The organism is Autumnicola aciditolerans (assembly GCF_041679265.1).
Taxonomy (GTDB): domain Bacteria; phylum Bacteroidota; class Bacteroidia; order Flavobacteriales; family Flavobacteriaceae; genus Autumnicola.
Map to the genome: position 1 here is coordinate 73,231 of NZ_JBGFSM010000007.1, position 22,178 is coordinate 95,408.

Below are 22,178 nucleotides of genomic sequence, written 5' to 3' on the forward strand. Positions count from 1 at the left end.
AAAAGTGTAACAAATCGCTAAATTTCGCTACTTGTAGATAAACACCATCCAAATTATGTTTAGGCTTTTTTTATCTCTTGAATGGAAATCGTTTTTTAGGTCAGCCAGTTTTGGTAAAAGCCTGGGGATTAGAATTTTGCTTATCTTCCTGGGGCTTTATTTTGCAGCAGTTTTCCTTGTAATGGGAATTGCTTTATACCCTGGAATTCAGGAGTTGTATCCAAACCGGGATCCGCTGGAGCTGGTGAACAGCTATGTTTTATTATGGCTGGGCCTGGAACTGCTTTACAGGTTTTTCCTGCAAACTCTCCCCGTTTTAGACATAAAACCTTTACTTATACTTCCCCTAAAGCGGCGTAAAGTGGTGAATTTTGTGCTGTTAAAATCTCTGTATTCATTTTACAATATTCTCCCCCTGTTTTTAATTCTGCCCTTCGGAATTTATTGCATGGTTAAAGGAGACTATCCAAATATAAAAATTATCGCCTGGATGCTGGCTATGTATTCTCTTGCCCTGTGCGTAAACTATATTAATTTTATTATCAAGAAAAAGTTTACAGATAACCTGAAGGCTTTAATTCCCATAGCCTTGGTGGTGATAACTTTGGCCGCACTGGAATATTTTGAAATTTTTAGTGTTACCCAATGGTTTGGAAGTATGCTGGATTTCCTGGTTTTACATCCTTACCTGGTAATTGTGCCCGTAATTCTGCTTGTTCTTCTTTATAAATGGAACCAGTTTAACCTGGAAAAGAAATTTTATCTGGATGCCGGCCTTAAAGGCAAAGCCAAAACAGCAGACACAAATGATTTTGTATGGACCAGGAAATTTGGCAGTATAGCACCTTTTCTTCAGCAGGATTTAAAGTTAATCTGGAGAAACAAAAGGCCAAAAACCACCATTTACCTCTCTTTCTTGTTCCTTTTGTACGGCCTTATTTTTTATCCTAACGATGCTTATGAAAATATGCCGGCTTTCTATGCTTTTGTAGGAATCTTTATCACAGGGGTTTTTATGATCAATTTCGGGCAGTTTATTCCAGCCTGGGACGCAGCCTATTATCCCATGATCATGGCACAAAACATTCCGCTGAAGCAATACCTGGCTTCAAAAGCGGGATTAATTACTTTTAGTGTGGTGGTGCTGGCCATTCTTTCTACTCCCTACGTTTACTTTGGCTGGAGAATTTTATTGCTGAATATGGTTTGCGCGCTTTACAATATTGGAGTAAATATTCCCGTGCTTTTATACGCCGGCTCCTTTAACAAGAAAAAAATAGACCTGGATAAAAGCCCGTTTATGAATTACCAGGGCACGGGAATCACCCAGTGGTTAGTGGCCATTCCCCTTATTGGAGTGCCCGTATTGGTTTTCTACATTTTCTATAAGTTTATAAGTTATGATGCCGCCCTTATCGCGCTGGCCGTTTTAGGAATTATTGGAGTTTCCCTGAGAGGAAAAATTCTTGATTTTCTAACCAGGATGTACAAAAAACGAAAATACCAGATGATTAGCGGATTTAAACAAAGCGGCGAATAAAATTTCAATTGATATGATAACAGCTACCAATCTTTCCAAAGTATATAACGGTACAAAAGTGCTGGAAATTGAACATCTTGATATCCCTTCCGGTCAAAATTTTGGCCTCGTGGGAAATAACGGGGCGGGAAAAACCACATTTTTCAGCCTTCTCCTGGATTTGATCCAGCCCACATCCGGCAATATTTTCAATAATGAAATTACCGTTAGCCAGAGTGAAGACTGGAAACCATTTACCGCTTCTTTTATAGATGAAAGTTTTTTAATTGGCTATCTTACTCCTGAAGAATACTTCTATTTTGTGGGGGAATTGCGCGGCCGGAATAAGGCCGATGTGGACAGTTTTGTCGCACAGTTCGAGGAATTTTTTAATGGTGAAATTATAGGGCGCAAAAAGTATTTGCGGGACCTTTCTAAAGGAAACCAGAAAAAGGTAGGTATAATTGCCGCGCTTATTGGCAATCCTGAAGTGGTGATTTTAGATGAGCCTTTTGCCAACCTGGACCCCACCACTCAAATCAGGCTAAAGAAAATTTTAAAGGAACTTTCTGAAATTTCCGGTACCACGGTGCTCATTTCAAGCCATGATCTTATTCATGTGACTGAAGTTTGCGAGAGAATTGTGGTGTTGGATAAAGGGATAATTGTAAAAGATATTCAAACTTCAGAAGCTACTTTAGCTGAATTGGAGTCGTATTTTTCCGGGGAGCAGGTTGAGGTAAAGTCTTCTGAAGATTTAAACCCGTTGCCGTAAACTTTGTGTTTCTAAAAAGAAGCGTATTTTTACACACTAAAATAGCTGTTATTCAGTTATTCAAGGAATTAAGAAAACGCTGATTTTGAAGATATTTACCAGAATACTTTTCCTTATTTTCATTGCCTGCCTTGGCCTAAGCTGTTCGCGCAAGAAGAACACTTTTCTTAGCCGTAACTGGCATGCCATGACTACCGAATACAACACGCTCTATAATGGCAATCTTGCCCTGGAGAAAGGCCGTGAGGAACTAAATAACAATTACGCCGATAATTACTGGGATATTCTGCCGGTGGAACGCATGCAGATTGATGAAAATATCACGCTGCCGGACAGTGTTAGAAACCAGAATTTTGGGTATGCTGAAGAAAAGGCCGTAAAAGCCATTCAGCGGCATTCCATGCTAATTAAAGGCAAGGAAAAAAATCCTCAAATAGACGAAGCTTACCTGCTGCTGGGCAAAGCACGTTATTTCGATCAGCGGTTTATTCCCGCGCTGGAAGCTTTCAACTATATTTTGCATAAATATCCTGCCAGCGATAATATTAATCATGCGCAGATATGGAGGGAAAAAACCAACATGCGCCTTGATAATAACCGGCTCGCTATTGACAATTTAAAGAATATCCTGGAAAACTTCAACCTTGAGGAACAGGATTATGCCGATGCCAATGCAGCGCTGGCACAGGCTTATATAAACATGAACCACCCCGATAGCGCTATGGTGCCGCTGGAACGCGCTGCGGAATTCACCGGGAAAAACAATGAAAAAGGAAGGTATTATTTTATACTGGGGCAGCTTCATAATCAATTAAATGAGCCGCAACTGGCAAATGCTGCTTTTGATGAGGTGATTGCCCTCAACCGAAAATCGCCTCGCGTATATACGATTAATGCTTACATCCAGAAAGCGCGTAATTTTGAGTATAACCAGGGTAATGATTACCAGTTAAGGGAAATGCTGGCAGAACTTGAAGAAAATCGTGAAAACAGGCCTTTCCTGGATAAAATTTATTTTCAGATTGGGGAATATTACAGCAGGCTCGATTCTACTGAAATTGCTACAAAATATTACAACAAATCGCTTAGGGCGCCCTCAAGTGATAAGTACCTGAAATCCATCAATTACGAGATTTTGGCTAATATGAATTTTGATAACTCCAATTATCGCGCGGCCAGCTTATATTTTGACAGCACTTTAGCCAATATGTCTCCGCGTTTGCGGGAATTCAGGAGCATCAGCAAAAAAAGGGACAACCTGGAAGACATTATTCAGTATGAAGATATTGCTGAAAAAAACGACAGTATTCTAAGTTTGGCAAATATGACCCAGGAAGAACGGATCGCTTATTTTAGCAGTTATACCAATAAATTAAAGGAAGCTTATACTGAAGAAGTGCTGGCCGGGCAGAATGATCTTGCATTATCTCAAAATAACTTTGGGCCCGCCATTCCTGTTGCCGATGCTGCCGGCCCTGTAAACACTTTCTACTTTTATAACCCCGCCAGGATTGCCAACGGGGCAAGGGAATTTTTGCGAATTTGGGGCAGGAGAACTTTAGCCGATAACTGGCGTTGGGGAGATAATACTATTAATGTGAGCCAGGAACAGGTGCAGCAGGAATTTTTAAATATAGATATTCAAACCGATCCTCGTTTTGATGCCATGACATATGTTAGCCAGATTCCTGATGATCGTTACACCCTGGACAGCCTTACCCGCGACCGTGATTTTGCCTATTATCAGCTGGGGATTATTTACAGCGAGAAATATCATGAATATGCACTTGCTGCCGAAAGGCTGGAGGCTTTACTTGAAAATGCTCCCGAAGAAAGGCTTATTTTGCCCGCAAAGTATAATTTGTATAAATCTTACCAGGCCACGGGAAGGCTTGTTGAAATGGAAGAAGTAAAACAGGATATTTTAAGGAATTATACGGATTCCCGTTATGCAGCTTACATCAGGAATCCACAAAGCCTTACAGTAGGAGGCAATTCACCCGATGCCGCCTACGATGAGGTTTATAAACTGTTTGAAAACCAGCAATATGCTGAAGTTATTGATGAAAGCAATGAGCTTATCACCCAATATACCGGGGACGAAATTGTGCCTAAATTTGAACTGCTAAAAGCAATGGCAACCGGCCGTCTCTATGGTTTAGAGGAATATAAAGCTGCATTGAACAAACTTGCCCTGGATTATCCCCAATCTGAAGAAGGGAAAAAGGCCCAGAATCTTTACAATACCGCCATTCCGCAGTTGCAGAAGCTGGAACTGGTTGCTGAAGATAGCGGTACCTATAAACTGTTGTATTCTTTTGGCACAGGCCAGCAGGAAGAAATTTTCGCTCTAAAAGAAAAAATTGACAAAGCACTGGAAGACCTGGAATATGATGAAATTTCAACGTCTGTAGACACTTACGATCCGGATATAAAATTTGTTACCGTGCATGGCCTTCAGAATAAAATGGCTGCTTTAGGTTTTGCTGAATTGCTGGGAAAAAATGATAATTATAGAGTAAAGCGTGAAGCAATTCCTATATCAGATCAAAATTACAGGATCATCCAAATAAAGAAGAATCTCCAAACCTACTTAGATAAGTTTAATTAAAACCCCAAACACCATGTTTTCAGACCAAAAAAGACTTAAATCTACATCAGAAGCAGGCAAAGACCAGAACCGTATTGCTGCAGGAACTTTAATAAAAGGCGAAATTACCGGAAAAGGAGCCTTTAGGATTGAAGGGACCTTAGAAGGAAATTTAACTACCCAGGGCAAGGTTGTAATTGGAAAAGGTGGAATAATTAACGGCAAACTGGAATGTGAGAATGCCGATGTGGAAGGAAGAATTACAGGTAACCTGCACGTAAAGGAAGTGCTGAGTTTAAGAAGTTCAGCCATAATAGATGGTGAAGTGACCACAGGAAAACTTGCCGTGGAGCCAGGCGCCAAATTCAATGCCAGCTGCGCCATGCATGCAGGGATAAAGTCCATAAGCAAGAATGATGAAAAACGATCAGCGTAAATACCTGGAATTTGTAAATATTGCTTTCCAGATGGGTATTATCATTGCAGCCGGTGTGTTTTTGGGAATATGGCTGGACGGGAAATTCCCCAATAAATATTCGGGTTTCACCATAGGAGTTTCATTGCTGGGAGTTTTTATAGCATTGTACCAGGTATATCGCGGCATTAGCAATATGAGTAAAGACGATTAGGATGAAGATAAAATTATTGCGGTTTTTAAAATATTTTCTTCCGTTTACTTTTCTGCTGATGCTTCTCCAGTATTTTATCATAAATTATTTTGTGGAAGAAGAGCTGTACTACAGCACGTGGTCTATTTATACTTTCCACTTCCTTTCCACTTTTATAATTTACCTGTTACTGCTCTGGATACATGAGAATTTTCCAGATAAAACCGGTTTTGTATTTATGGCTGCAGGCCTTGTAAAAATGTTTGCAGCAGTTTTGTTCCTTTTACCACTGCTGCTGGCTAAAGTTGCCCATCCGTTTAACAATATCCTGGCATTTTTTATTCCCTATTTTTTATTCCTGATCTTTGAAACCTTTTTCGCGGTAAGATTAATAAATTCAAAATAAGCGGCTGAATATCAATAACATTATCAAAAATTGCGATATTGTCAAAAAAATGAAGAGGGTACTTTCAGATAAAAATTAAAAGTATACCTTTGCACGGAAATTTAGAGGCCACAATTTTAAGTAGAACAGGTACTATGACAGCACATAAATCTTTAATGATTAGAGTGTATTTAACACTAGCTTTTGCCATAATTCCTTTATTCACCTTTGCACAGGAACATGAATCCTTAGAAGAAGCTGAAGAGGGTTTTGATGCCACAGAGATGATCATGCACCATATTGGTGATGCGCATGGGTGGCACTTTTTTGGAGAAGGTGAGAATTCCTTCACAATACCTCTGCCGGTTATTCTGTGGACTGAAGATGGCCTCGTAAGCTTTATGTCCAGCAGGTTTCATCATGATAACACCGGCCACCACGTGGTGGAAGCAAGCGGAATGCGATTTGTAAACCTTCATGAGGATATCTACCGTTTAGACGAAGGTGCCGAAACGGTAGAATTTGACGCGGAACACCATCCTGTAAATGCCAGCAAACCATGGGATATCTCTATCACCAAGAATGTGGCGGCAATGTTTTTAACGGTTATATTAATGTTGTTGTTTTTCCGCAGCCTTGCCAGCCATCATAAAAAGAATGCTCATGCGCCCAAAGGTTTTAATAACGTGCTGGAGAGCCTGGTATTGTTTGTGAGAGATGAAATCGCTATACCGCAAATTGGAGAGAAAAAGTATATGAAATTTATGCCTTTTCTACTCACGGTTTTTTTCTTTATCTGGATAGCAAACCTTTTAGGGCTATTGCCTGGTGCAGCTAATGTTACCGGGAACATTGCCGTAACCGTTTCACTGGGTCTTTTTACCTTAGCCCTTATTATTATTAACGGAAATAAAGATTACTGGAAACATACCTTCTGGATGCCGGGTATCCCAACATGGGTAAAACCTATCCTGGCTATAGTAGAAGGGCTTGGATTAATAATTAAGCCATTAGCGCTTATGATTCGTTTGTTTGCGAACATTACCGCAGGGCATATTGTTATCCTTAGCTTAATTGGATTAATATTTATATTGGAAAATGCAGGGGTTGCAGGAGTGTCTGTACCTTTTGCATTATTTATAACAGTACTGGAATTGCTTGTGGCATTCCTTCAGGCGTTTATTTTTACAATTCTGTCTGCCCTGTTCATCGGGATGGCAGTTGAGGAACATGAACATCATTAATTTTAATTTTTAATTTTTTCAACTATGGAATTATTGTATGTAGGTCTTGCAGCTTTAGGAGCTGGATTAGCGGTTCTTGGAGCCGGAGTTGGTGTAGGTAAAATCGGTGGTTCTGCCATGGATGCTATCGCCCGTCAACCGGAAGCTTCAGGAAAAATCCAAACAGCTATGATTATTGCTGCTGCACTTGTAGAAGGTGTTGCCCTTTTTGGGGTGGTTGCTTCTTTATTAGGTGTACTAAGATAATCAAATTGAAAAACCCATTCGTAACGGTTGGTTGCGAATGGGCTTTTACTAAAATGATGTTGTAAAATTACTATTTTTAAAAAATATGGACTTAATTACTCCTGAATTCGGTTTATTTTTCTGGCAGACTATCGTCTTCCTGATCCTGATTTTCTTAATGGCAAAATTTGCCTGGAATCCAATTTTAAATTCCGTAAGAAATAGGGAAGAATCCATTAATAACGCGCTTTCTTCAGCAGAAGATGCACGTAAGGAAATGCAAAACCTAAAGGCCGATAATGAGAAGCTTTTACAGGAAGCCCGTGCCGAGAGGGATGCGATTCTTAAAGAAGCACGCCAGCTAAAAGAAAAGGTTTTAGCCGATGCAGGCGAAGAGGCCCAGAAGAAAGCAGATAAAATTGTTTCCCAGGCCAAGGAAAGTATTGAGATGGAAAAAAGGGCGGCAATGGCCGATATCAAAAATCAGGTAGCCAGCCTTTCTATAGAAATCGCTGAGAAAGTGGTGCGAAAAGAATTATCAAGTAAGGAAAAACAACACCAGATGATTGATGATATGCTGGGTGATGTTACCACTTTAAATTAAGTTAGCAATGAAGGGAACAAGAGCTGCACAACGCTATGCGAAAGCCATAATTTCTTTGGCCAGAGACAAGAGAATGGCTGAAGAGGTGAAAAGCGATATGAGCGATATTTTAAAAACCATTGCGGGTAGTGACGATCTAAAAAATCTCCTAAGCAGCCCCGTTGTTAAAAATAGCATTAAAAAAAATGCGTTGAAGGAAATCTTTAAAAGCAGTAATGCGGTAACTCTTGGAGCTTTTGATATTCTGCTTGAAAATAACCGTATCAATATATTAAATGCTGTTGCAAAGGAGTATTTAAAAATATATTATGGTACCAGCGGAATGCAGGAAGCCATAGTAACCACTGCAGTTGCTCTTAATAAAGAACTGGAAGAAAAAATTCAGAAGAAAATAAAAGAATTAACAGGAGCCGGAGCTATCATTAAAAATGTTATTGATGATAGCATTATTGGCGGATTTATATTGAGAGTGGGAGATTTGCAATATGATGCAAGTATCGCGAGGAATCTCAATAACCTGAAAAGAGAATTTAAAGACAATACATTCGTTTCAAAAATTTAGAAAATTTACGCAATTGGGCGTGTTATTATATAACAAGTAATTATGGCAGAAGTAAATCCTGCTGAAGTATCAGCAATATTAAAGAAGCAATTATCGGGTTTTGAGGCAGAAGCCTCTCTGGACGAAGTTGGAACCGTGCTTACCATTGGGGATGGGATCGCAAACGTTTATGGCCTTGCTAACGCACAATATGGAGAACTGGTTCAGTTTGAAGAAGGACTGGAGGGAATTGTATTAAATCTTGAAGAAGATAATGTTGGGGTAGTACTTTTAGGTTCCTACAAGCATGTAAAAGAAGGTTCTGTAGTAAAAAGAACCCGGCGTATCGCCTCAATTAATGTTGGGGAAGGTATTGTTGGCCGCGTGGTAGATACCCTTGGTAATCCTATTGACGGGAAAGGTGCTATTGAAGGAGAAACTTTTGAGATGCCTTTGGAGCGTAAAGCTCCCGGGGTAATTTACCGGGAGCCGGTTACGGAGCCGCTTCAAACAGGGATCAAGTCTATAGATGCAATGGTGCCAGTGGGAAGGGGTCAGCGTGAGCTTGTAATTGGTGACCGCCAAACGGGTAAAACTACTGTTTGTATTGATACCATTCTAAACCAGAAAGAATTTTACGATGCCGGTGAGCCGGTATATTGTATATACGTGGCCATTGGGCAGAAGGCTTCTACAGTGGCAGGAATTGCCAAGGTACTTGAAGATAAGGGAGCTTTAGCTTACACCACAATAGTTGCGGCAAATGCATCAGATCCTGCGCCAATGCAAATTTATGCTCCGTTTGCCGGTGCTGCTATTGGTGAATATTTTAGAGATACCGGCCGTCCGGCACTTATTGTTTATGATGATTTGTCTAAACAGGCGGTAGCTTACCGTGAGGTTTCTCTTTTGCTTCGTCGTCCACCGGGGCGTGAGGCCTATCCTGGGGATGTTTTCTTCCTTCACTCAAGATTACTTGAGCGTGCGGCAAAAGTTATTGATAATGATAAAATTGCCAGCCAGATGAATGACCTTCCTGATGTGCTAAAGGACAAAGTAAAAGGAGGAGGTTCGTTAACCGCGCTTCCGCTTATTGAAACACAGGCAGGAGACGTTTCGGCATATATCCCTACCAACGTAATTTCGATTACTGACGGGCAGATTTTTCTTACTTCAGATTTATTTAACTCAGGGGTGCGTCCTGCCATTAACGTAGGTATTTCGGTATCCCGTGTGGGTGGTAACGCGCAGATTAAATCAATGAAAAAAGTTGCGGGTACCCTTAAACTGGACCAGGCACAGTTTCGGGAACTGGAGGCGTTTGCCAAATTCGGTTCAGATCTTGATCCGGCTACCATGAACGTGATTGAAAAAGGGAAAAGAAACGTGGAGATTCTTAAGCAGGGACAAAACGATCCTTATCCGGTAGAAAACCAGATCGCGATTATCTTTGCAGGTTCTAAAAACCTTCTTAGAGATGTTCCTGTGGATAAAGTAAAGGAGTTTGAAAGAGATTATCTGGAATATCTAAATGCAAAGCATAGAAATGTTTTAGACACGCTGAAGGCTGGAAAATTAACTGATGAAGTTACAGATACTTTAGCTTCAGTAGCAAAAGAGCTTTCAGCGAAATATAAGAACAATTAAGAGTTAGGAGTTCAGAGTTATAAGTTCTTATAAAATTGGTTGCTGATGTCTAAGATGAGCGAGAGCCCGATTAGGATTAAAAGTTTTGCTTTTGCTGTTGACATTGTACAATTTTCAAAAACTCTGAAGACTGATAAAGAGTATGAGTTGGCATCCCAGCTAATGCGGTCAGGTACTAGTATCGGTGCAAATGTTAGGGAAGCTCAAAGAGACGTAAGTCTTAAGATTTTAAAAATAAATTTGGAATTGCTCTTAAAGAAGCTGAAGAAACCCAGTATTGGCTGGAACTCATTGACGCTAGCATAAGAGAGGTTCCTGAAGATTTGAAAATGAAGTGTGAATAGTTAATCAAAATTTTAGTTGCAATAATTAAAAACTCTTAACTCATCACTCGGAATTCATAATTATTAAGAATGGCAAACTTAAAAGAATTACGTAGCAGGATTACCTCGGTTTCTTCAACCATGCAGATCACCAGCGCCATGAAAATGGTTTCTGCTGCAAAGTTGAGCAAAGCCCAGGACGCCATTGAGGCAATGCGTCCTTATTCTGAAAAGTTAACCCAGCTTTTGCAGGATCTTAGTGCCACACTGGATGATGATTCTAGCAGCAAATTTGCTGAAGAAAGAGAAGTGAAAAATGTATTAATTGTCGCCATTTCTTCCAACAGGGGGTTGGCCGGTGCATTTAACACTAATATTATCAAAGCGGTGAGGCAAAGGGCTAAAGAGAAACATCCTGGTAAAAATGTTGAATTTTACACTATTGGTAAAAAAGCCAATGATATTCTTAGGAAGAACTTCTCAATTTATAAGAATAATAATGGGATTTACGATGATTTAAATTTTGATCATGTTGCTGAAATTGCCGAAGAATTAATGCAGTTGTTCCTTGACGGCAAGTACGACAAAATAGAAATTGTTTACAATCAGTTTAAAAATGCGGCTACGCAAATTGTAACTGAAGAGCAGTTCCTGCCAATTCCAAAGTTTGAAGGAGAGACCAATAAACAGCTGGATTATATTTTTGAACCCTCCAAAATTGAAATTGTAAGGGAATTGATTCCGAAATCCCTGAAAATGCAGCTTTATAAAGCATTGCGCGATTCTTTTGCTTCTGAGCACGGAGCGAGAATGACCGCCATGCACAAAGCTACTGAGAATGCCACAGAGCTTCGGGATGATCTTAAACTTACCTACAACAAAGCGCGTCAGGCTTCCATCACCAACGAGATCTTAGAAATTGTTGGAGGTGCCGAGGCACTGAGCAATTAGACGCAGCGTAGCGGAGTCAAATTTCTCCATCGCGAGGCACTGAGCAATTAGACGCGGCGTAGCGGAGTCAAATTTCTCCATCGCGAGGCACTGAGCAATTAGACGCAGTATAACGGAGTCAAATTTCTCCAGCACTAATTCGCTCCTTCCCTTTCAAGGGAAGGTGGCCCGAGAGGGGCGGAAGGGTTAGAAGTAGCCAACCGTCAAATTCAATAATACAAAAGAAACCCGCGGCCAAAAGTTGTGGGTTTTTCTTTGGCATCTGTTTTGCTTTCTTAGTTTAAAATCAATAAGATTATATATCATGAAGCACGTTTACTTTCTTTTTAGCAGCATTTTTATTTTCAGCCTTTTCACTAATTGCGGCAGCAACAAAAATCTTCAGGAAAAGGCCCCGGCGCAGTTTGGTGATGCCTATACCATCTTAAACGGGCAGTCTTTATCGTTACATATTCCTGTGGTAAACATCCAGGAGAACCAGGTCTCTCTTGAAAGTGTTTACTTTCGAGGGATGAAGTCTCCGCTTAAACAAAATGAGCAAATCCCGGGAGAATATGTGGCCAGATTCAACACCAAAGACCCTGCTATGGTAATGAGCAGTGACCCAAAAGAAGAATACGGGAATAAGCCACCACAAAAACCGGAAAAAAGCCCGGTAAAGCTGGAAAATAATGAAGCCCTGCTGGTTTTTGTCCAAAATGCAGCTACAAAGTTCTACAAACTGGAAGGAATTGTGGAAAAGGATTAATTCCAGGCGCCATTACTTCTGATTTATTCAGATATTTGTAAGAAATCAAGGCATTCCCATTGGGTACTTTCAAAAAATTATTTCAACATACTTTTCTTTACGGGCTGGCCACGGTGCTGCCAAGAATGCTTAATTTTATATTAGTACCCCTGTATACCGATGTTTTACCGATGGAAGAATATGGGGAAATTTCGGTGATATTCGCTTATTTTGTACTCTTTAATGTGATCCTGGCTTATGGTATGGAAACCGCCTTTTTCAGGTTTTATAACAAATCTGAAAACCGGGAAAGCGTTTTAAGCACCTCTGCCTTGTCCCTGCTGGGAACTTCGGTTTTATTTCTGGCACTTGCATTTCTTGTCCGGTCTTATGTTTCACACCTCATAAATATTCCGCTTAAATATATAAATCTGGCGATCTGGATCTTATTCCTGGATGCGCTGGTTATTATTCCTTTTTCATGGCTTAGAGCTACAGAAAAGCCATTAAAATACGCGATCATTAAAATACTTAATGTCGCCATCAATCTGGGATTGAACGTTTTTTTTCTTATTTATCTGGAAGACCTGGCAAGGGAATCTTCCATTTTCGCATCGATATATCGTCCCAATTTCGAGATATCTTATGTTTTTATTTCAAATCTCATTGCCAGTGCGGTGACCTTAGTTTTAATGTTATCTTTTTATCTTAAGATTAGTTTTACCTTTAATAAGCTGTTGTGGAAAAAGATGCTGGCCTACGCCGTTCCGGTATTAATTGCCGGGATTGCTTTTTCAATTAATGAGGTTTTTGATCGGATTATTCTGGATAGAATGCTTCCGGCAGATATCGCCAAAGCAAAAATTGGAGCCTATTCTGCCTGCTATAAACTGGCACTTTTTATGACGCTTTTCTCCACGGCTTTCCGTTTGGGAATAGAACCTTTCTTTTTTAGCCATGCTTCTTCAAAAAATGCGCCTAAAACCTATGCTCAAATTACTAATTATTTTACCATCTTTGGCAGTATTATCTTAATAGCTGTGCTTGTTTTTTCAGATTTATTAAAGCGGCTGCTCATTCAAAATTCAGAGTATTGGGAGGCGATGAAAATCCTTCCGCTAATCCTGCTTGCCAACCTGTTTTTAGGGATTTACCATAACCTCTCTGTATGGTACAAAATTACCGACAGGACTAAATTTGGCGGATTCATTTCTATAGGAGGTGCCATTGTCACTATTCTTCTTAATGTGCTGCTCATCCCAGGGATTGGCTATATGGGTTCTGCCATCGCAACGCTTGCGGCTTATGGCGTGATGATGTTCCTTTCTTATTTCTACGGAAGAAAATATTATCCAATTCCATACAATCTCAAGAAAACATTAGGTTTCTTATGCCTGTCAATTTTATTATCTTCCGTATCATTTTATATATTTCCCGGAAATTATTTAGTGGGAATCCCGTTATTGATACTGTTTATAGGAATAGTGTATTTTTCAGAAAAAAATCAAATTCAACAAATCATTCAATCATAGTTTATGAAAATCAAAATTATCAACAAATCTGAACATAAACTGCCGCATTACGAGACCGAAGCTTCGGCGGGAATGGACCTTAGGGCAAATATTTCCGAAGAAATCACTTTAAAACCTTTGGAGAGAGCAATAGTAAAAACGGGGCTTTTTATAGAATTACCTGTGGGTTATGAAGCCCAGGTAAGGCCAAGAAGCGGCCTGGCTGCCAAAAAAGGAATTACCGTTCTAAACGCACCCGGTACCATAGATGCAGATTATCGTGGCGAGATTGGAGTAATTCTTGTGAACCTTTCCAATGAAGAATATACTATTGTAAATGGAGAGCGCGTGGCACAGATGGTTATTGCCAAACACGAACATATTTCCTGGGAAGAAGTAGATATTCTTGGAGAAACCTCCCGGGGTGCAGGAGGTTTTGGAAGCACAGGGCATCAATAGGCAAATTACAATACTTACTTGATGAAGTTTGATAAAGAGTTTAAAGAAGCTATTAGTCATCTTCCCGATAAGGAGAAAGATAAACTGATTTTGCGCTTGCTAAAAAAAGATTTGATGCTGGCTAACCGGCTGCATTTTAAATTGGTAAATACTGAAAGTGTAGAAGATCAGCGTGAAAAAATGGAGAACAGGATTATTGAAAGGGCTAAGCAGATGCAGAAATCTTTTTATTCTGTAGGATACCTTAATATGGATGTTCGATTTTTAAGTGGGGATATCACTGAACATGTAAAAATTACAAAAGATAAATTTGGGGAAGCCAGCCTAAACCTGTTAATGCTAATTGAAGTTTTAAAACAAAACAAGGAGAATATACTATCGGCAACTCCTGGAAAAGCAAGAAAATTTTGTGTTGCGGTAGTGGCCAGGGTTTTTAAAATAATGCTTCTTATTCAAAAATTGCATAGTGATTATATGCTGGAATTTAAAGAAGATCTTAAAGAGTTGGGTAATTTAATAGGAGATAACCCATATCTCATGAAAGCGGCAATTAATAACGGGCTCGATGTAAACTGGCTTATACAGAGCGAAATCCCGGAAGATATTGTAGCAATGCATAAAGACCTTAGAGCCAGGGGTTATTTAAAATAGAAATAGTAAATAAAAAAAATTAAAATGAAAATTATCGTACCAATGGCAGGCCGTGGATCAAGGCTTCGCCCTCATACTTTAACCGTTCCAAAACCATTAATTCCCATTGCGGGCAAACCTATTGTACACCGGCTGGTAGAAGATATTGCCGAAGTACTGGATGAGCAAATAGACGAAGTTGCCTTTATTATTGGTGAAGATTTTGGAGAGAAAGTGGAAAGCGATCTCAAAAATATAGCGGAAAGCCTTGGTGCAAAAAGCAGCATTTACTATCAGGATAAGCCGCTGGGCACCGGCCACGCGATTATGTGTGCCAAGGACTCGCTTGGCGGCCCTGCAGTGGTTGCTTATGCCGATACCCTTTTTAAAGCCGATTTTACGTTAGACAAAGAGGCCGACGGCGTGATTTGGGTAAAGCAGGTGGAAAATCCCAGTGCGTATGGGGTAGTGAAACTCAACGAAAAACGGGAAATTACAGATCTTGTGGAAAAACCCCAGGAGCAGGTTTCAGATCTGGCGGTAATTGGTATTTATTATTTTAAAGATGTTGCCGTGCTTAAAAAGGAGTTGCAGGGTGTGCTGGATAACAATATAATTCGCGGTGGCGAGTACCAAATAAACGATGGGATTGAAGCCATGAAACAAAAAGGCATGCGGTTTGTTCCTGGAAAAGTGGATGAATGGATGGACTGCGGAAACAAAAACGTAACCGTGGAAACCAACGGCAGGATGCTTAACTTTTTGCATCAGGATGGCAAAAAGCTGATGTCCGATTCAGTTAAAATTGTGGATTCTGAAATTACCGAACCATGCTACATTGGGGAAAATGTAGAGCTGAAAAATGCCAAAATTGGCCCTAATGTATCTATAGGGAACGGTACAAAAATTGAAAATTCAGAAATTAAAAACAGCCTTATCCAGACTTTTGCCGAAGTTAAAAATGCCAAACTGGATAACGCCATGATTGGAAATTTTGCCCGTTTTGACGGCGAATTTAAGGAGATAAGCATTGGGGATTATTCTGTGTTGGAATAATCTTCTGTTTTACATACACGCAGGCTTTCAAAAGCTGTAAGGAATATAGAGGAAGAGGAAGATTGGTTGGATAAAATGAAAAAGAGCATCATCATATTTGGCTTTTTGGCAGGTTTGCTTGTGAACCAGCAGCTGTGGTCACAGGAAGAGCAGATGGCCAAAGTGGTGGTTAATGATGATTTAGGCAATGTTTCAGATGAGTTTCAGGAGTATTTTTTTGAAGCGCTAAAGCAAAAAGCAATAGAAAACTATGAGAAAGCGATAACGGCTCTGGAAAAATGCGAGCAGTTGCAACCTCAAAATCCGGTGGTTTTCTTTGAAATGGCCAAAAATTATAAGGCGCTTAGAAATTTTGATTTAGCCGAAGAAAACTTCAGCAAAGCCATCAATCTTGCTCCAAAAAGGGAAGCGGTCCTGGCCGAATTGTACGATATGTACATGCTCACCAACAATTATGAAGAGGCCATTTCCGTAGTAAAAAAGCTTATTCCGCTGGAAGATTCGTATAACGAAGACCTGGCGAATTTGTATATGCTCAGTGGGCAGTATGAGAATGCGCTTCAGCTAATAGATGAGCTGGATAAAAAGCTGGGGAGTAGTTCTTACCGCGAAAAAATGCGGCGCCAGATTTTTGCGCTAACCAATAATACCGCGGCACAAATAAGCAATCTTGAAGAAGAAATTTCCGCAGATCCTGAAAATGAACAAAACTATCTTAACCTAATTTATGTTCATAGCCAGGAGGGAAACGATGAGGAAGCTTTTAAAATTGCCACGGAATTGCTTGAGGCCAACCCCGGCTCTACCCTGGTGCATCTCGCGCTGTATAAATTTTACCTGGAAAGAGAAGAAACTGAAGCCGCGGTGAATTCCATGAAAACCGTTTTCCGCAGTGAAGAGATCGATCCTGATTCAAAATATAAGGTTTTGAACGATTTTCTTCTTTTTGCTGAAGAAAATAAAGAATATGAAGAGGATGTAATGGAAATGGCGCAGCTGCTTTCTGAAGTTGAAGAGCGGCCGGAACTTTACCAGGAACTCGGGCAATTTTATTTGCGGAATGGCAGGAAAGAAGAGGCGCTGGATTATTTTGAAAAGGCACTGAAGCAAAATCCTGATAATTTTGAACTCACCAGGAGCACGTTGTTGTTGCAGATTGACTTTAATAGATTTGAGGCAGCCGCCAGGGTAAGTAAAGAAGCCCTTGAAATTTTCCCTGCGCAGCCCGTTTTTTACTTACTGCGTGGAGTTGCTTTAAATGCGTTAAAGCAGTTTAAGGAAGCAGAGGAAATTCTTACTTTTGGGCTTGACTTTTTAATTGATGATAAAAAAGTAGAATCAGATTTTTATAATCAGCTCGCTTTGGCAAATGCAGGATTGGGAAATAAAGAAGAAGCTGCCGGTTTTTCCAAAAAGGCAGAGTTAATATTAAAAGAAATAAACTAATGTTTAAAAATAGTATTGCCCTTTGTTTTTTAATGCTTGTGCTGGTTTCCTGTGGAGGGGGCAGGGCAGCTAAAGGCATCGCCACCAGGAATGCGAAAGCTGCCAATGTGATTGCCCGCCATTATGATAATGAGGTAGATTTTGAAACCGCTTCAGGCAAATTGCGGGCGGTTTATCAAACCGAAGACAGGACACAGTCGGTGAACCTTAGTTTTAGAATGGAAAAAGATAAAGCCATCTGGATGAGCGCGTCTGTGCTGGGTTTTCCTGTAGCCAAAGTTTATATTACGCCCACTTCAGTAAGTTACTATGAGAAAATAAGCAAGAGCTATTTTGACGGGGATTTTAGCCTGGTGAGTGACTGGCTGGGAACTCCGCTGGATTTCCAGAAGCTTCAGAATCTTTTAATTGGGCAGGCCATTTACGATCTTAGGGAAGAACCATATAAAATGGAACAATCTGCCCGCGGCTACCAGTTTTTACCGGAAGAAACCGGCGCGGTGGAAAAAATGTTCCTTATTAACCCTTCAAATTATAAAGCGACAGCACAGCAGCTTGCGCAGGCTTCGGAGAATCGTAGTGTGACCATTACTTATTCTGATTATCAAATGATTAACGGGCGCCTTTTTCCCGATAATATCAAGATTATTGCTAATGAAGGGGGAGAATCTACCAATATAGATATCACATACCGCTCTGTAGATTTTAATGAGGAAGTTAGTTTTCCGTTCGACATTCCTTCAGGATATGATGAAATTAGCGTGAAATGAAAATAAAGAAATTTGCATATATCTTTTGGTTTTTTACCATTTTCGGCCTAAGCCAGGCGGCATCTGCACAAACCAACAGGGAAGAGTTGGAGAAGAAACGCCTGGAACTGCGCAAGGAAATCAGTAAAATTAATGAACTGCGCTCCAGCAATAAACAAAAAGAGAAGTCTGTCCTTACCCAGGTAGAGGATTTAAACCAGCAAATTAAGCGCACCGAGAACCTTATAAAAGTCACCAACCAGCAGGCAAATTTGCTTACGCAGGAAATCAATGCCAACACGCAAAAAATTTCCAGCCTGCGTGAGGAGCTTCAGCAATTAAAAGACGATTACGCCAAAATGATAAGGAGGTCTTATAAAAGTAAATCCCAGCAAAGCCGGGTGATGTTCTTATTGTCTTCAGAAAGCTTTTTGCAGGCTTATAAGAGGCTTCAGTATATGAAGCAATATACAAACTACCGGAAGGAGCAGGGAGAGCAAATACGTTCCCGTACTGAAGATTTGCAGCGTTTAAATAAGAACCTGGCAGATCAAAAGGAAGAAAAGGAACAATTAATAGCTGAAAATCGCAAAACCCGGCAACAGCTTGAGGAGAACCGTAAATCCCAGCAGGCCTTAATGGCTACCATTAATAAGAAGGAAGGGCAGTTTGCAGCACAAATAAAAGAGCGGCAGCAGGAAATTAACAGGATAGACCAGCAAATTGAGGAGATGATCAGGGCTTCTATTGCTAAAGCCAATGAAGAAAGCGGTTCTACCTCTCGCGATGTATATAAGCTTACTCCCGCGGCTAAGGCCCTTGCAGCCGATTTTGCCAAAAATAAAGGAAAGCTGCCCTGGCCGGTAAAGTCTGGTGTGGTAACCATGTCTTTCGGGCAACATCCGCATCCAATAGTGCAAACTGCCATTATTAACAATAACGGAGTGAATATCGATACCGATCCCGGCGGGAAAGCGCGTGCGGTTTTTAATGGGACAGTAAGCGAAGTCCAGCTTTTAAAAGGAGCTAACAAAGCGGTTATGGTAAGGCACGGAGATTATATTACCATTTACGATAACCTGGATGAAGTTTATGTAAAAAGGGGGGATGTGGTAAGCACCGAGCAGGAGATAGGAGAGGTGGCCACAAACAGGACTACTGGTAAAACCACGCTTCATTTTCTAATCTTCAGGAATACTCAAAAGATGAATCCGGCAGACTGGATTTATCAAATGTAATTAGGTTAGACGCAACTTTTTAGCTTTCGTGCATCTGTATAATATATAATTATCCATCTGCTTATGTCCAAGGTTGTATTTCTCTGTGCTCTGTTTCTGGTTTTGTACAGCTGTACACCGGTTTCCATTGCAGATAATAAAAGGCTGCAGGTAAAGGGTAAAATCGGTAATATTGCCGGTGAAAATTTGCCGGATATGGGCGTGGAAACCAGAACTTATGTGGGGAGCAATTTTATTCTTGCTTCCTCTCATCTGGAAAGAATAAATGGATCTGCTACAAATTCTGAAGGGGATTAATTTTACTTCCCTGGATGTTGATGCGGGGAGGCTTTTTGTACAAATAAACTCCGGCATTGCGGGGAATGAATATCAAAGCCTTACCTTCCTGGATAACAGGTTTAGCCGTAAAGAAAGTCTCCTTGACCTGGGAAACATCAATTTGAAAAAACGAGTTAATGTAAGAATTATCTTTAATATTACTGAGCCAATGGGAGTAGAGGTGAATTACCTCAATCCGGAGCCGGTAATTACTATTGATAATTGGACAGAGATGCAGGAAGTTCCTGAAGAACCCGAATATTCCAAAAATATTACCAATTATCTTTTGGTAGAACCTAACGAAGAAGGAGACTACCAACTAAGCTTTGAAACCCTTGAAGATTCTGAAGTTCTTATCAAATATGCTGTAGATGGAATTACGCGAGAAGCGGTAATACCTATTTCTGGGGAAGAAGAAAATCCGTATGAGTTTAATCCTTAAACTATTTTTAATACTACTGCCGCTAAGCATGTTTACCTCTTTTGCCCAGGAGCAGGAAAATATTTATACCGCGCCTCACGCCGGAAAACTGCAGATTGAAGTAGGGATACATCAAAATTTTGCTTTAGGTAAAAATTTTCTTGGAGATGCTTATAATTTAAATACTGGTCTGGAGTATGGCCTGGATGTTTTTGTAGATCCAAACTGGCTCGTTGGATTTAAGATTGACCATGTTGGAGGGGAAGTTGAAAAACCCGAAAAACTGGGAAATGTGAAATCCACAATAATAAATACTGTTGCCCTTAACGGGGGGTATAGCTGCCAGGTGAATCCCAGAATTGACCTTTCTTTATTCGCGGCTTTTGGCTATGCTTCGTATGTAAACACCTCTTTTTTTGACACTAAGTTTCATGATAATGCCTTTGTTTTCTGGCTACAGCCAAAGATTGGGTATAGGATTACAAAAAATATGGGAATATTTGGAGCCGGGAAATGGCGAAAAGATTTTACCAGCATTAAAACTTCTCCTGAACTGGAAAAATATTTTGGCAGCGCTACTATTGCCAGCCTGTCTTTAGGGATTAGAATAACTACTAATTAGGGTATTTATTCAAATAGTGCCTTTAGTTCTGTAGCTTCATTCGGCTTCATTTTACCAGCTAAAACCAAACTGAGCTGTTTTCTTCTTAAAGCCGCAGCAAAACGTTCTTTTTCAAGATCGGTTTCCGGTTTTAGTGGCGGGATTTGGATTGGCGTGCCGGTTTCATCTACCGCAACAAAAGTATAGATGGCTTCATTGGCTTTACTACGCTGGCCGCTTTCCCGGTCTTCCACCCAAACATCAATAAAAATTTCCATAGAAGATTTAAACGCGCGGGAAACGGCTGCCTCTACAGTTACCACACTACCTAAGGGTACCGCCTTGTTAAAGGCCACGTGATTTACAGACGCAGTAACAACAATCCTCCGGCTGTGTCGGCGTGCAGCGATACTGGCGGCGCGATCCATACGAGCCAATAGTTCTCCTCCAAAAAGATTGTTTAGCGGATTTGTTTCACTTGGTAATACAAGATCGGTAAGGGTAGTTCTTGATTCTGCCGGAGTTTTAGCTTGCATATTTTAAATTTTCGGCAAAAATACGGTGCTTCTGGCTTTTTCCGGTTAAAGAAGTATTAAAGTTCCTGGACGAGCAACCATGCAGCATCATTGGTTTTTTTAACCTCCCGCAGCATATTAATCGCTTCCCTTCTTGTTTGTAAACTCGCATACACTACCTGGTGAAGGCCATATTTATTTTCACCAATAAGCCGCGCTTTATATCCTTCGGCTTTAAGTTCTTCTACCTTTTTTTCGGCATTTTCCGGCATTCTAAAAGCGCCTGCAACAATATGATAATCACCAGATTGCTTTTCAACATTAAGGGTTACCGCAGGCAGCGGATTATCTATAATAAAGGTTGCCTGTTGAATTTGCTGCTGAAGCTGGTTTTCAGCCTCCTGCTGTTCCGCAATATTATGTTCTGAAACCTGGTTGCTGTACAGGTTCAATCCTGCAAAACCTGAGATTCCAAGAGCCAGTAAGCCTATGGCTGCATATTTTAAATAAGTGGTACTTTTTCTTCTTTCCGGAGTAAAAAGGAAGGCTGTCTTTTCTTCCAGTTCCTGCACCTGTTTTTTATAAACTTCCCTGTTTACCACACTGCTCTGGAAAGATTGTAATCCAAAGGAATCGGTAAGGAAGTTTATATCGGCATACGGTTCGAACTGCAAATTATTTTCAGCAGAAAAACTGAGCTTCCCAATATTTTCCAGTTCCGCGTGTTTATCATCTTCAAGTGATTTTTCAAGGGAAGCTACAAATTCGCTGATTTTATAAACAGCATTGCTATAAGAAAGTTGCTCTGCTTCAGCCAGATAATTGGCTAATAGGCCATCATTTTTAACCAGTTGCCCGTTAAAGGAAACTACCTTTTTGGGCGGATAAAAAGTCTTGGTCTTTTGATCTATAAAAGCCGGTTGTTTTTGGGATAAAAAGGCCCCAAATCCGGGTACTATTACGCATTCGTAACGATATAGTAAATCCTGAATATGCTTTGCTATGTTCATCGGGACAAAAATAAGAGTTCCAGCCTTCTGATAAAGTTACCCAAAGAATTTTTATTAACAAATCTTTTTTTGTGTAATTTTAAAA

At 40.3% G+C, this 22,178-nt stretch carries 26 protein-coding genes and 1 pseudogene; 25 read left to right on the plus strand and 2 right to left on the minus strand.

Annotated elements, in window-relative coordinates; translation table 11 throughout:
- Nucleotides 1-55: 55 nt before the first annotated feature.
- From AB8M93_RS09060 to AB8M93_RS09180, 25 genes and pseudogenes are all read left to right on the plus strand, one after another.
- A complete protein-coding gene (locus AB8M93_RS09060) occupies nt 56-1,540 on the plus strand; it encodes a DUF5687 family protein (protein WP_373057255.1) in 1,485 nt (494 codons plus the stop codon).
- A gap of 13 nt (nt 1,541-1,553) precedes the next feature.
- Nucleotides 1,554-2,294 carry an ABC transporter ATP-binding protein gene (locus AB8M93_RS09065; protein ID WP_373057256.1) on the plus strand — a complete coding sequence of 247 codons (741 nt, stop codon included), beginning with the start codon at nt 1,554-1,556 and terminating at the stop codon, nt 2,292-2,294.
- An 85-nt stretch (nt 2,295-2,379) separates the two neighbouring features.
- Nucleotides 2,380-4,905, plus strand: coding sequence for a type IX secretion system periplasmic lipoprotein PorW/SprE (gene porW, locus AB8M93_RS09070; RefSeq protein WP_373057257.1), 2,526 nt, complete (start codon nt 2,380-2,382; stop codon nt 4,903-4,905).
- A gap of 13 nt (nt 4,906-4,918) precedes the next feature.
- On the plus strand, nt 4,919-5,320 hold the full coding sequence (locus AB8M93_RS09075) for a bactofilin family protein (protein ID WP_373057258.1): 402 nt from the start codon (nt 4,919-4,921) through the stop codon (nt 5,318-5,320).
- Nucleotides 5,298-5,513: an AtpZ/AtpI family protein gene (locus tag AB8M93_RS09080; RefSeq protein ID WP_373057259.1), complete on the plus strand. Its 216-nt coding sequence runs from the start codon at nt 5,298-5,300 to the stop codon at nt 5,511-5,513. Before AB8M93_RS09075 ends, AB8M93_RS09080 begins: the two co-directional genes overlap by 23 nt.
- Nucleotide 5,514: 1 nt before the next feature.
- Complete coding sequence (locus AB8M93_RS09085) at nt 5,515-5,898, plus strand: hypothetical protein (protein ID WP_373057260.1); 384 nt, start codon at nt 5,515-5,517, stop codon at nt 5,896-5,898.
- A gap of 134 nt (nt 5,899-6,032) precedes the next feature.
- Entirely contained in the window at nt 6,033-7,121 is a 1,089-nt protein-coding gene (atpB, locus tag AB8M93_RS09090; protein ID WP_373057261.1) for a F0F1 ATP synthase subunit A, read from the plus strand.
- A 24-nt stretch (nt 7,122-7,145) separates the two neighbouring features.
- The gene (atpE, locus tag AB8M93_RS09095) at nt 7,146-7,367 is read left to right on the plus strand and encodes an ATP synthase F0 subunit C (protein ID WP_011711113.1); all 222 of its coding nucleotides are present in this window, start codon (nt 7,146-7,148) and stop codon (nt 7,365-7,367) included.
- A gap of 85 nt (nt 7,368-7,452) precedes the next feature.
- Nucleotides 7,453-7,950 carry a F0F1 ATP synthase subunit B gene (locus AB8M93_RS09100; protein WP_373057262.1) on the plus strand — a complete coding sequence of 166 codons (498 nt, stop codon included), beginning with the start codon at nt 7,453-7,455 and terminating at the stop codon, nt 7,948-7,950.
- A 7-nt stretch (nt 7,951-7,957) separates the two neighbouring features.
- Nucleotides 7,958-8,512, plus strand: a complete 555-nt coding sequence (atpH, locus tag AB8M93_RS09105; RefSeq protein WP_373057263.1) for an ATP synthase F1 subunit delta — start codon at nt 7,958-7,960, stop codon at nt 8,510-8,512.
- A gap of 42 nt (nt 8,513-8,554) precedes the next feature.
- Nucleotides 8,555-10,138, plus strand: a complete 1,584-nt coding sequence (atpA, locus tag AB8M93_RS09110; RefSeq protein ID WP_373057264.1) for a F0F1 ATP synthase subunit alpha — start codon at nt 8,555-8,557, stop codon at nt 10,136-10,138.
- 54 nt (nt 10,139-10,192) lie between these two features.
- A pseudogene (locus tag AB8M93_RS09115) lies at nt 10,193-10,297 on the plus strand (four helix bundle protein); the annotation flags it as partial.
- An 86-nt stretch (nt 10,298-10,383) separates the two neighbouring features.
- A complete protein-coding gene (locus AB8M93_RS09120; protein WP_373057430.1) occupies nt 10,384-10,482 on the plus strand; it encodes a hypothetical protein in 99 nt (32 codons plus the stop codon).
- A 69-nt stretch (nt 10,483-10,551) separates the two neighbouring features.
- Nucleotides 10,552-11,412 carry an ATP synthase F1 subunit gamma gene (gene atpG / locus AB8M93_RS09125; RefSeq protein ID WP_373057265.1) on the plus strand — a complete coding sequence of 287 codons (861 nt, stop codon included), beginning with the start codon at nt 10,552-10,554 and terminating at the stop codon, nt 11,410-11,412.
- Between the two features lie 304 nt (nt 11,413-11,716).
- A complete protein-coding gene (locus tag AB8M93_RS09130; protein WP_373057266.1) occupies nt 11,717-12,160 on the plus strand; it encodes a hypothetical protein in 444 nt (147 codons plus the stop codon).
- 59 nt (nt 12,161-12,219) lie between these two features.
- Nucleotides 12,220-13,671 (plus strand): lipopolysaccharide biosynthesis protein, encoded by a 1,452-nt coding sequence (locus AB8M93_RS09135; RefSeq protein WP_373057267.1) that lies wholly within the window; start codon nt 12,220-12,222, stop codon nt 13,669-13,671.
- A gap of 3 nt (nt 13,672-13,674) precedes the next feature.
- Nucleotides 13,675-14,109 carry a dUTP diphosphatase gene (gene dut, locus AB8M93_RS09140; protein ID WP_373057268.1) on the plus strand — a complete coding sequence of 145 codons (435 nt, stop codon included), beginning with the start codon at nt 13,675-13,677 and terminating at the stop codon, nt 14,107-14,109.
- A 21-nt stretch (nt 14,110-14,130) separates the two neighbouring features.
- The gene (locus tag AB8M93_RS09145; RefSeq protein ID WP_373057269.1) at nt 14,131-14,760 is read left to right on the plus strand and encodes a hypothetical protein; all 630 of its coding nucleotides are present in this window, start codon (nt 14,131-14,133) and stop codon (nt 14,758-14,760) included.
- 24 nt (nt 14,761-14,784) lie between these two features.
- Nucleotides 14,785-15,795 (plus strand): sugar phosphate nucleotidyltransferase, encoded by a 1,011-nt coding sequence (locus AB8M93_RS09150; RefSeq protein ID WP_373057270.1) that lies wholly within the window; start codon nt 14,785-14,787, stop codon nt 15,793-15,795.
- 75 nt (nt 15,796-15,870) lie between these two features.
- Nucleotides 15,871-17,241: a tetratricopeptide repeat protein gene (locus AB8M93_RS09155; protein ID WP_373057271.1), complete on the plus strand. Its 1,371-nt coding sequence runs from the start codon at nt 15,871-15,873 to the stop codon at nt 17,239-17,241.
- Nucleotides 17,241-18,011 (plus strand): lipoprotein insertase outer membrane protein LolB1, encoded by a 771-nt coding sequence (gene lolB1, locus AB8M93_RS09160; RefSeq protein WP_373057272.1) that lies wholly within the window; start codon nt 17,241-17,243, stop codon nt 18,009-18,011. Before AB8M93_RS09155 ends, lolB1 begins: the two co-directional genes overlap by 1 nt.
- Complete coding sequence (locus tag AB8M93_RS09165; RefSeq protein WP_373057273.1) at nt 18,008-19,228, plus strand: murein hydrolase activator EnvC family protein; 1,221 nt, start codon at nt 18,008-18,010, stop codon at nt 19,226-19,228. Before lolB1 ends, AB8M93_RS09165 begins: the two co-directional genes overlap by 4 nt.
- A gap of 63 nt (nt 19,229-19,291) precedes the next feature.
- Complete coding sequence (locus AB8M93_RS09170) at nt 19,292-19,525, plus strand: hypothetical protein (protein ID WP_373057274.1); 234 nt, start codon at nt 19,292-19,294, stop codon at nt 19,523-19,525.
- Nucleotides 19,494-19,988 carry a hypothetical protein gene (locus tag AB8M93_RS09175; RefSeq protein WP_373057275.1) on the plus strand — a complete coding sequence of 165 codons (495 nt, stop codon included), beginning with the start codon at nt 19,494-19,496 and terminating at the stop codon, nt 19,986-19,988. Before AB8M93_RS09170 ends, AB8M93_RS09175 begins: the two co-directional genes overlap by 32 nt.
- A complete protein-coding gene (locus tag AB8M93_RS09180) occupies nt 19,972-20,589 on the plus strand; it encodes a hypothetical protein (protein WP_373057276.1) in 618 nt (205 codons plus the stop codon). Before AB8M93_RS09175 ends, AB8M93_RS09180 begins: the two co-directional genes overlap by 17 nt.
- A gap of 5 nt (nt 20,590-20,594) precedes the next feature.
- Here AB8M93_RS09180 and AB8M93_RS09185 read toward each other — a convergent pair whose 3' ends face one another.
- Complete coding sequence (locus tag AB8M93_RS09185; protein ID WP_373057277.1) at nt 20,595-21,104, minus strand: acyl-CoA thioesterase; 510 nt, start codon at nt 21,102-21,104, stop codon at nt 20,595-20,597.
- 56 nt (nt 21,105-21,160) lie between these two features.
- Nucleotides 21,161-22,093, minus strand: coding sequence for an HU domain-containing protein (locus AB8M93_RS09190; protein WP_373057278.1), 933 nt, complete (start codon nt 22,091-22,093; stop codon nt 21,161-21,163).
- Nucleotides 22,094-22,178 lie beyond the last annotated feature (85 nt).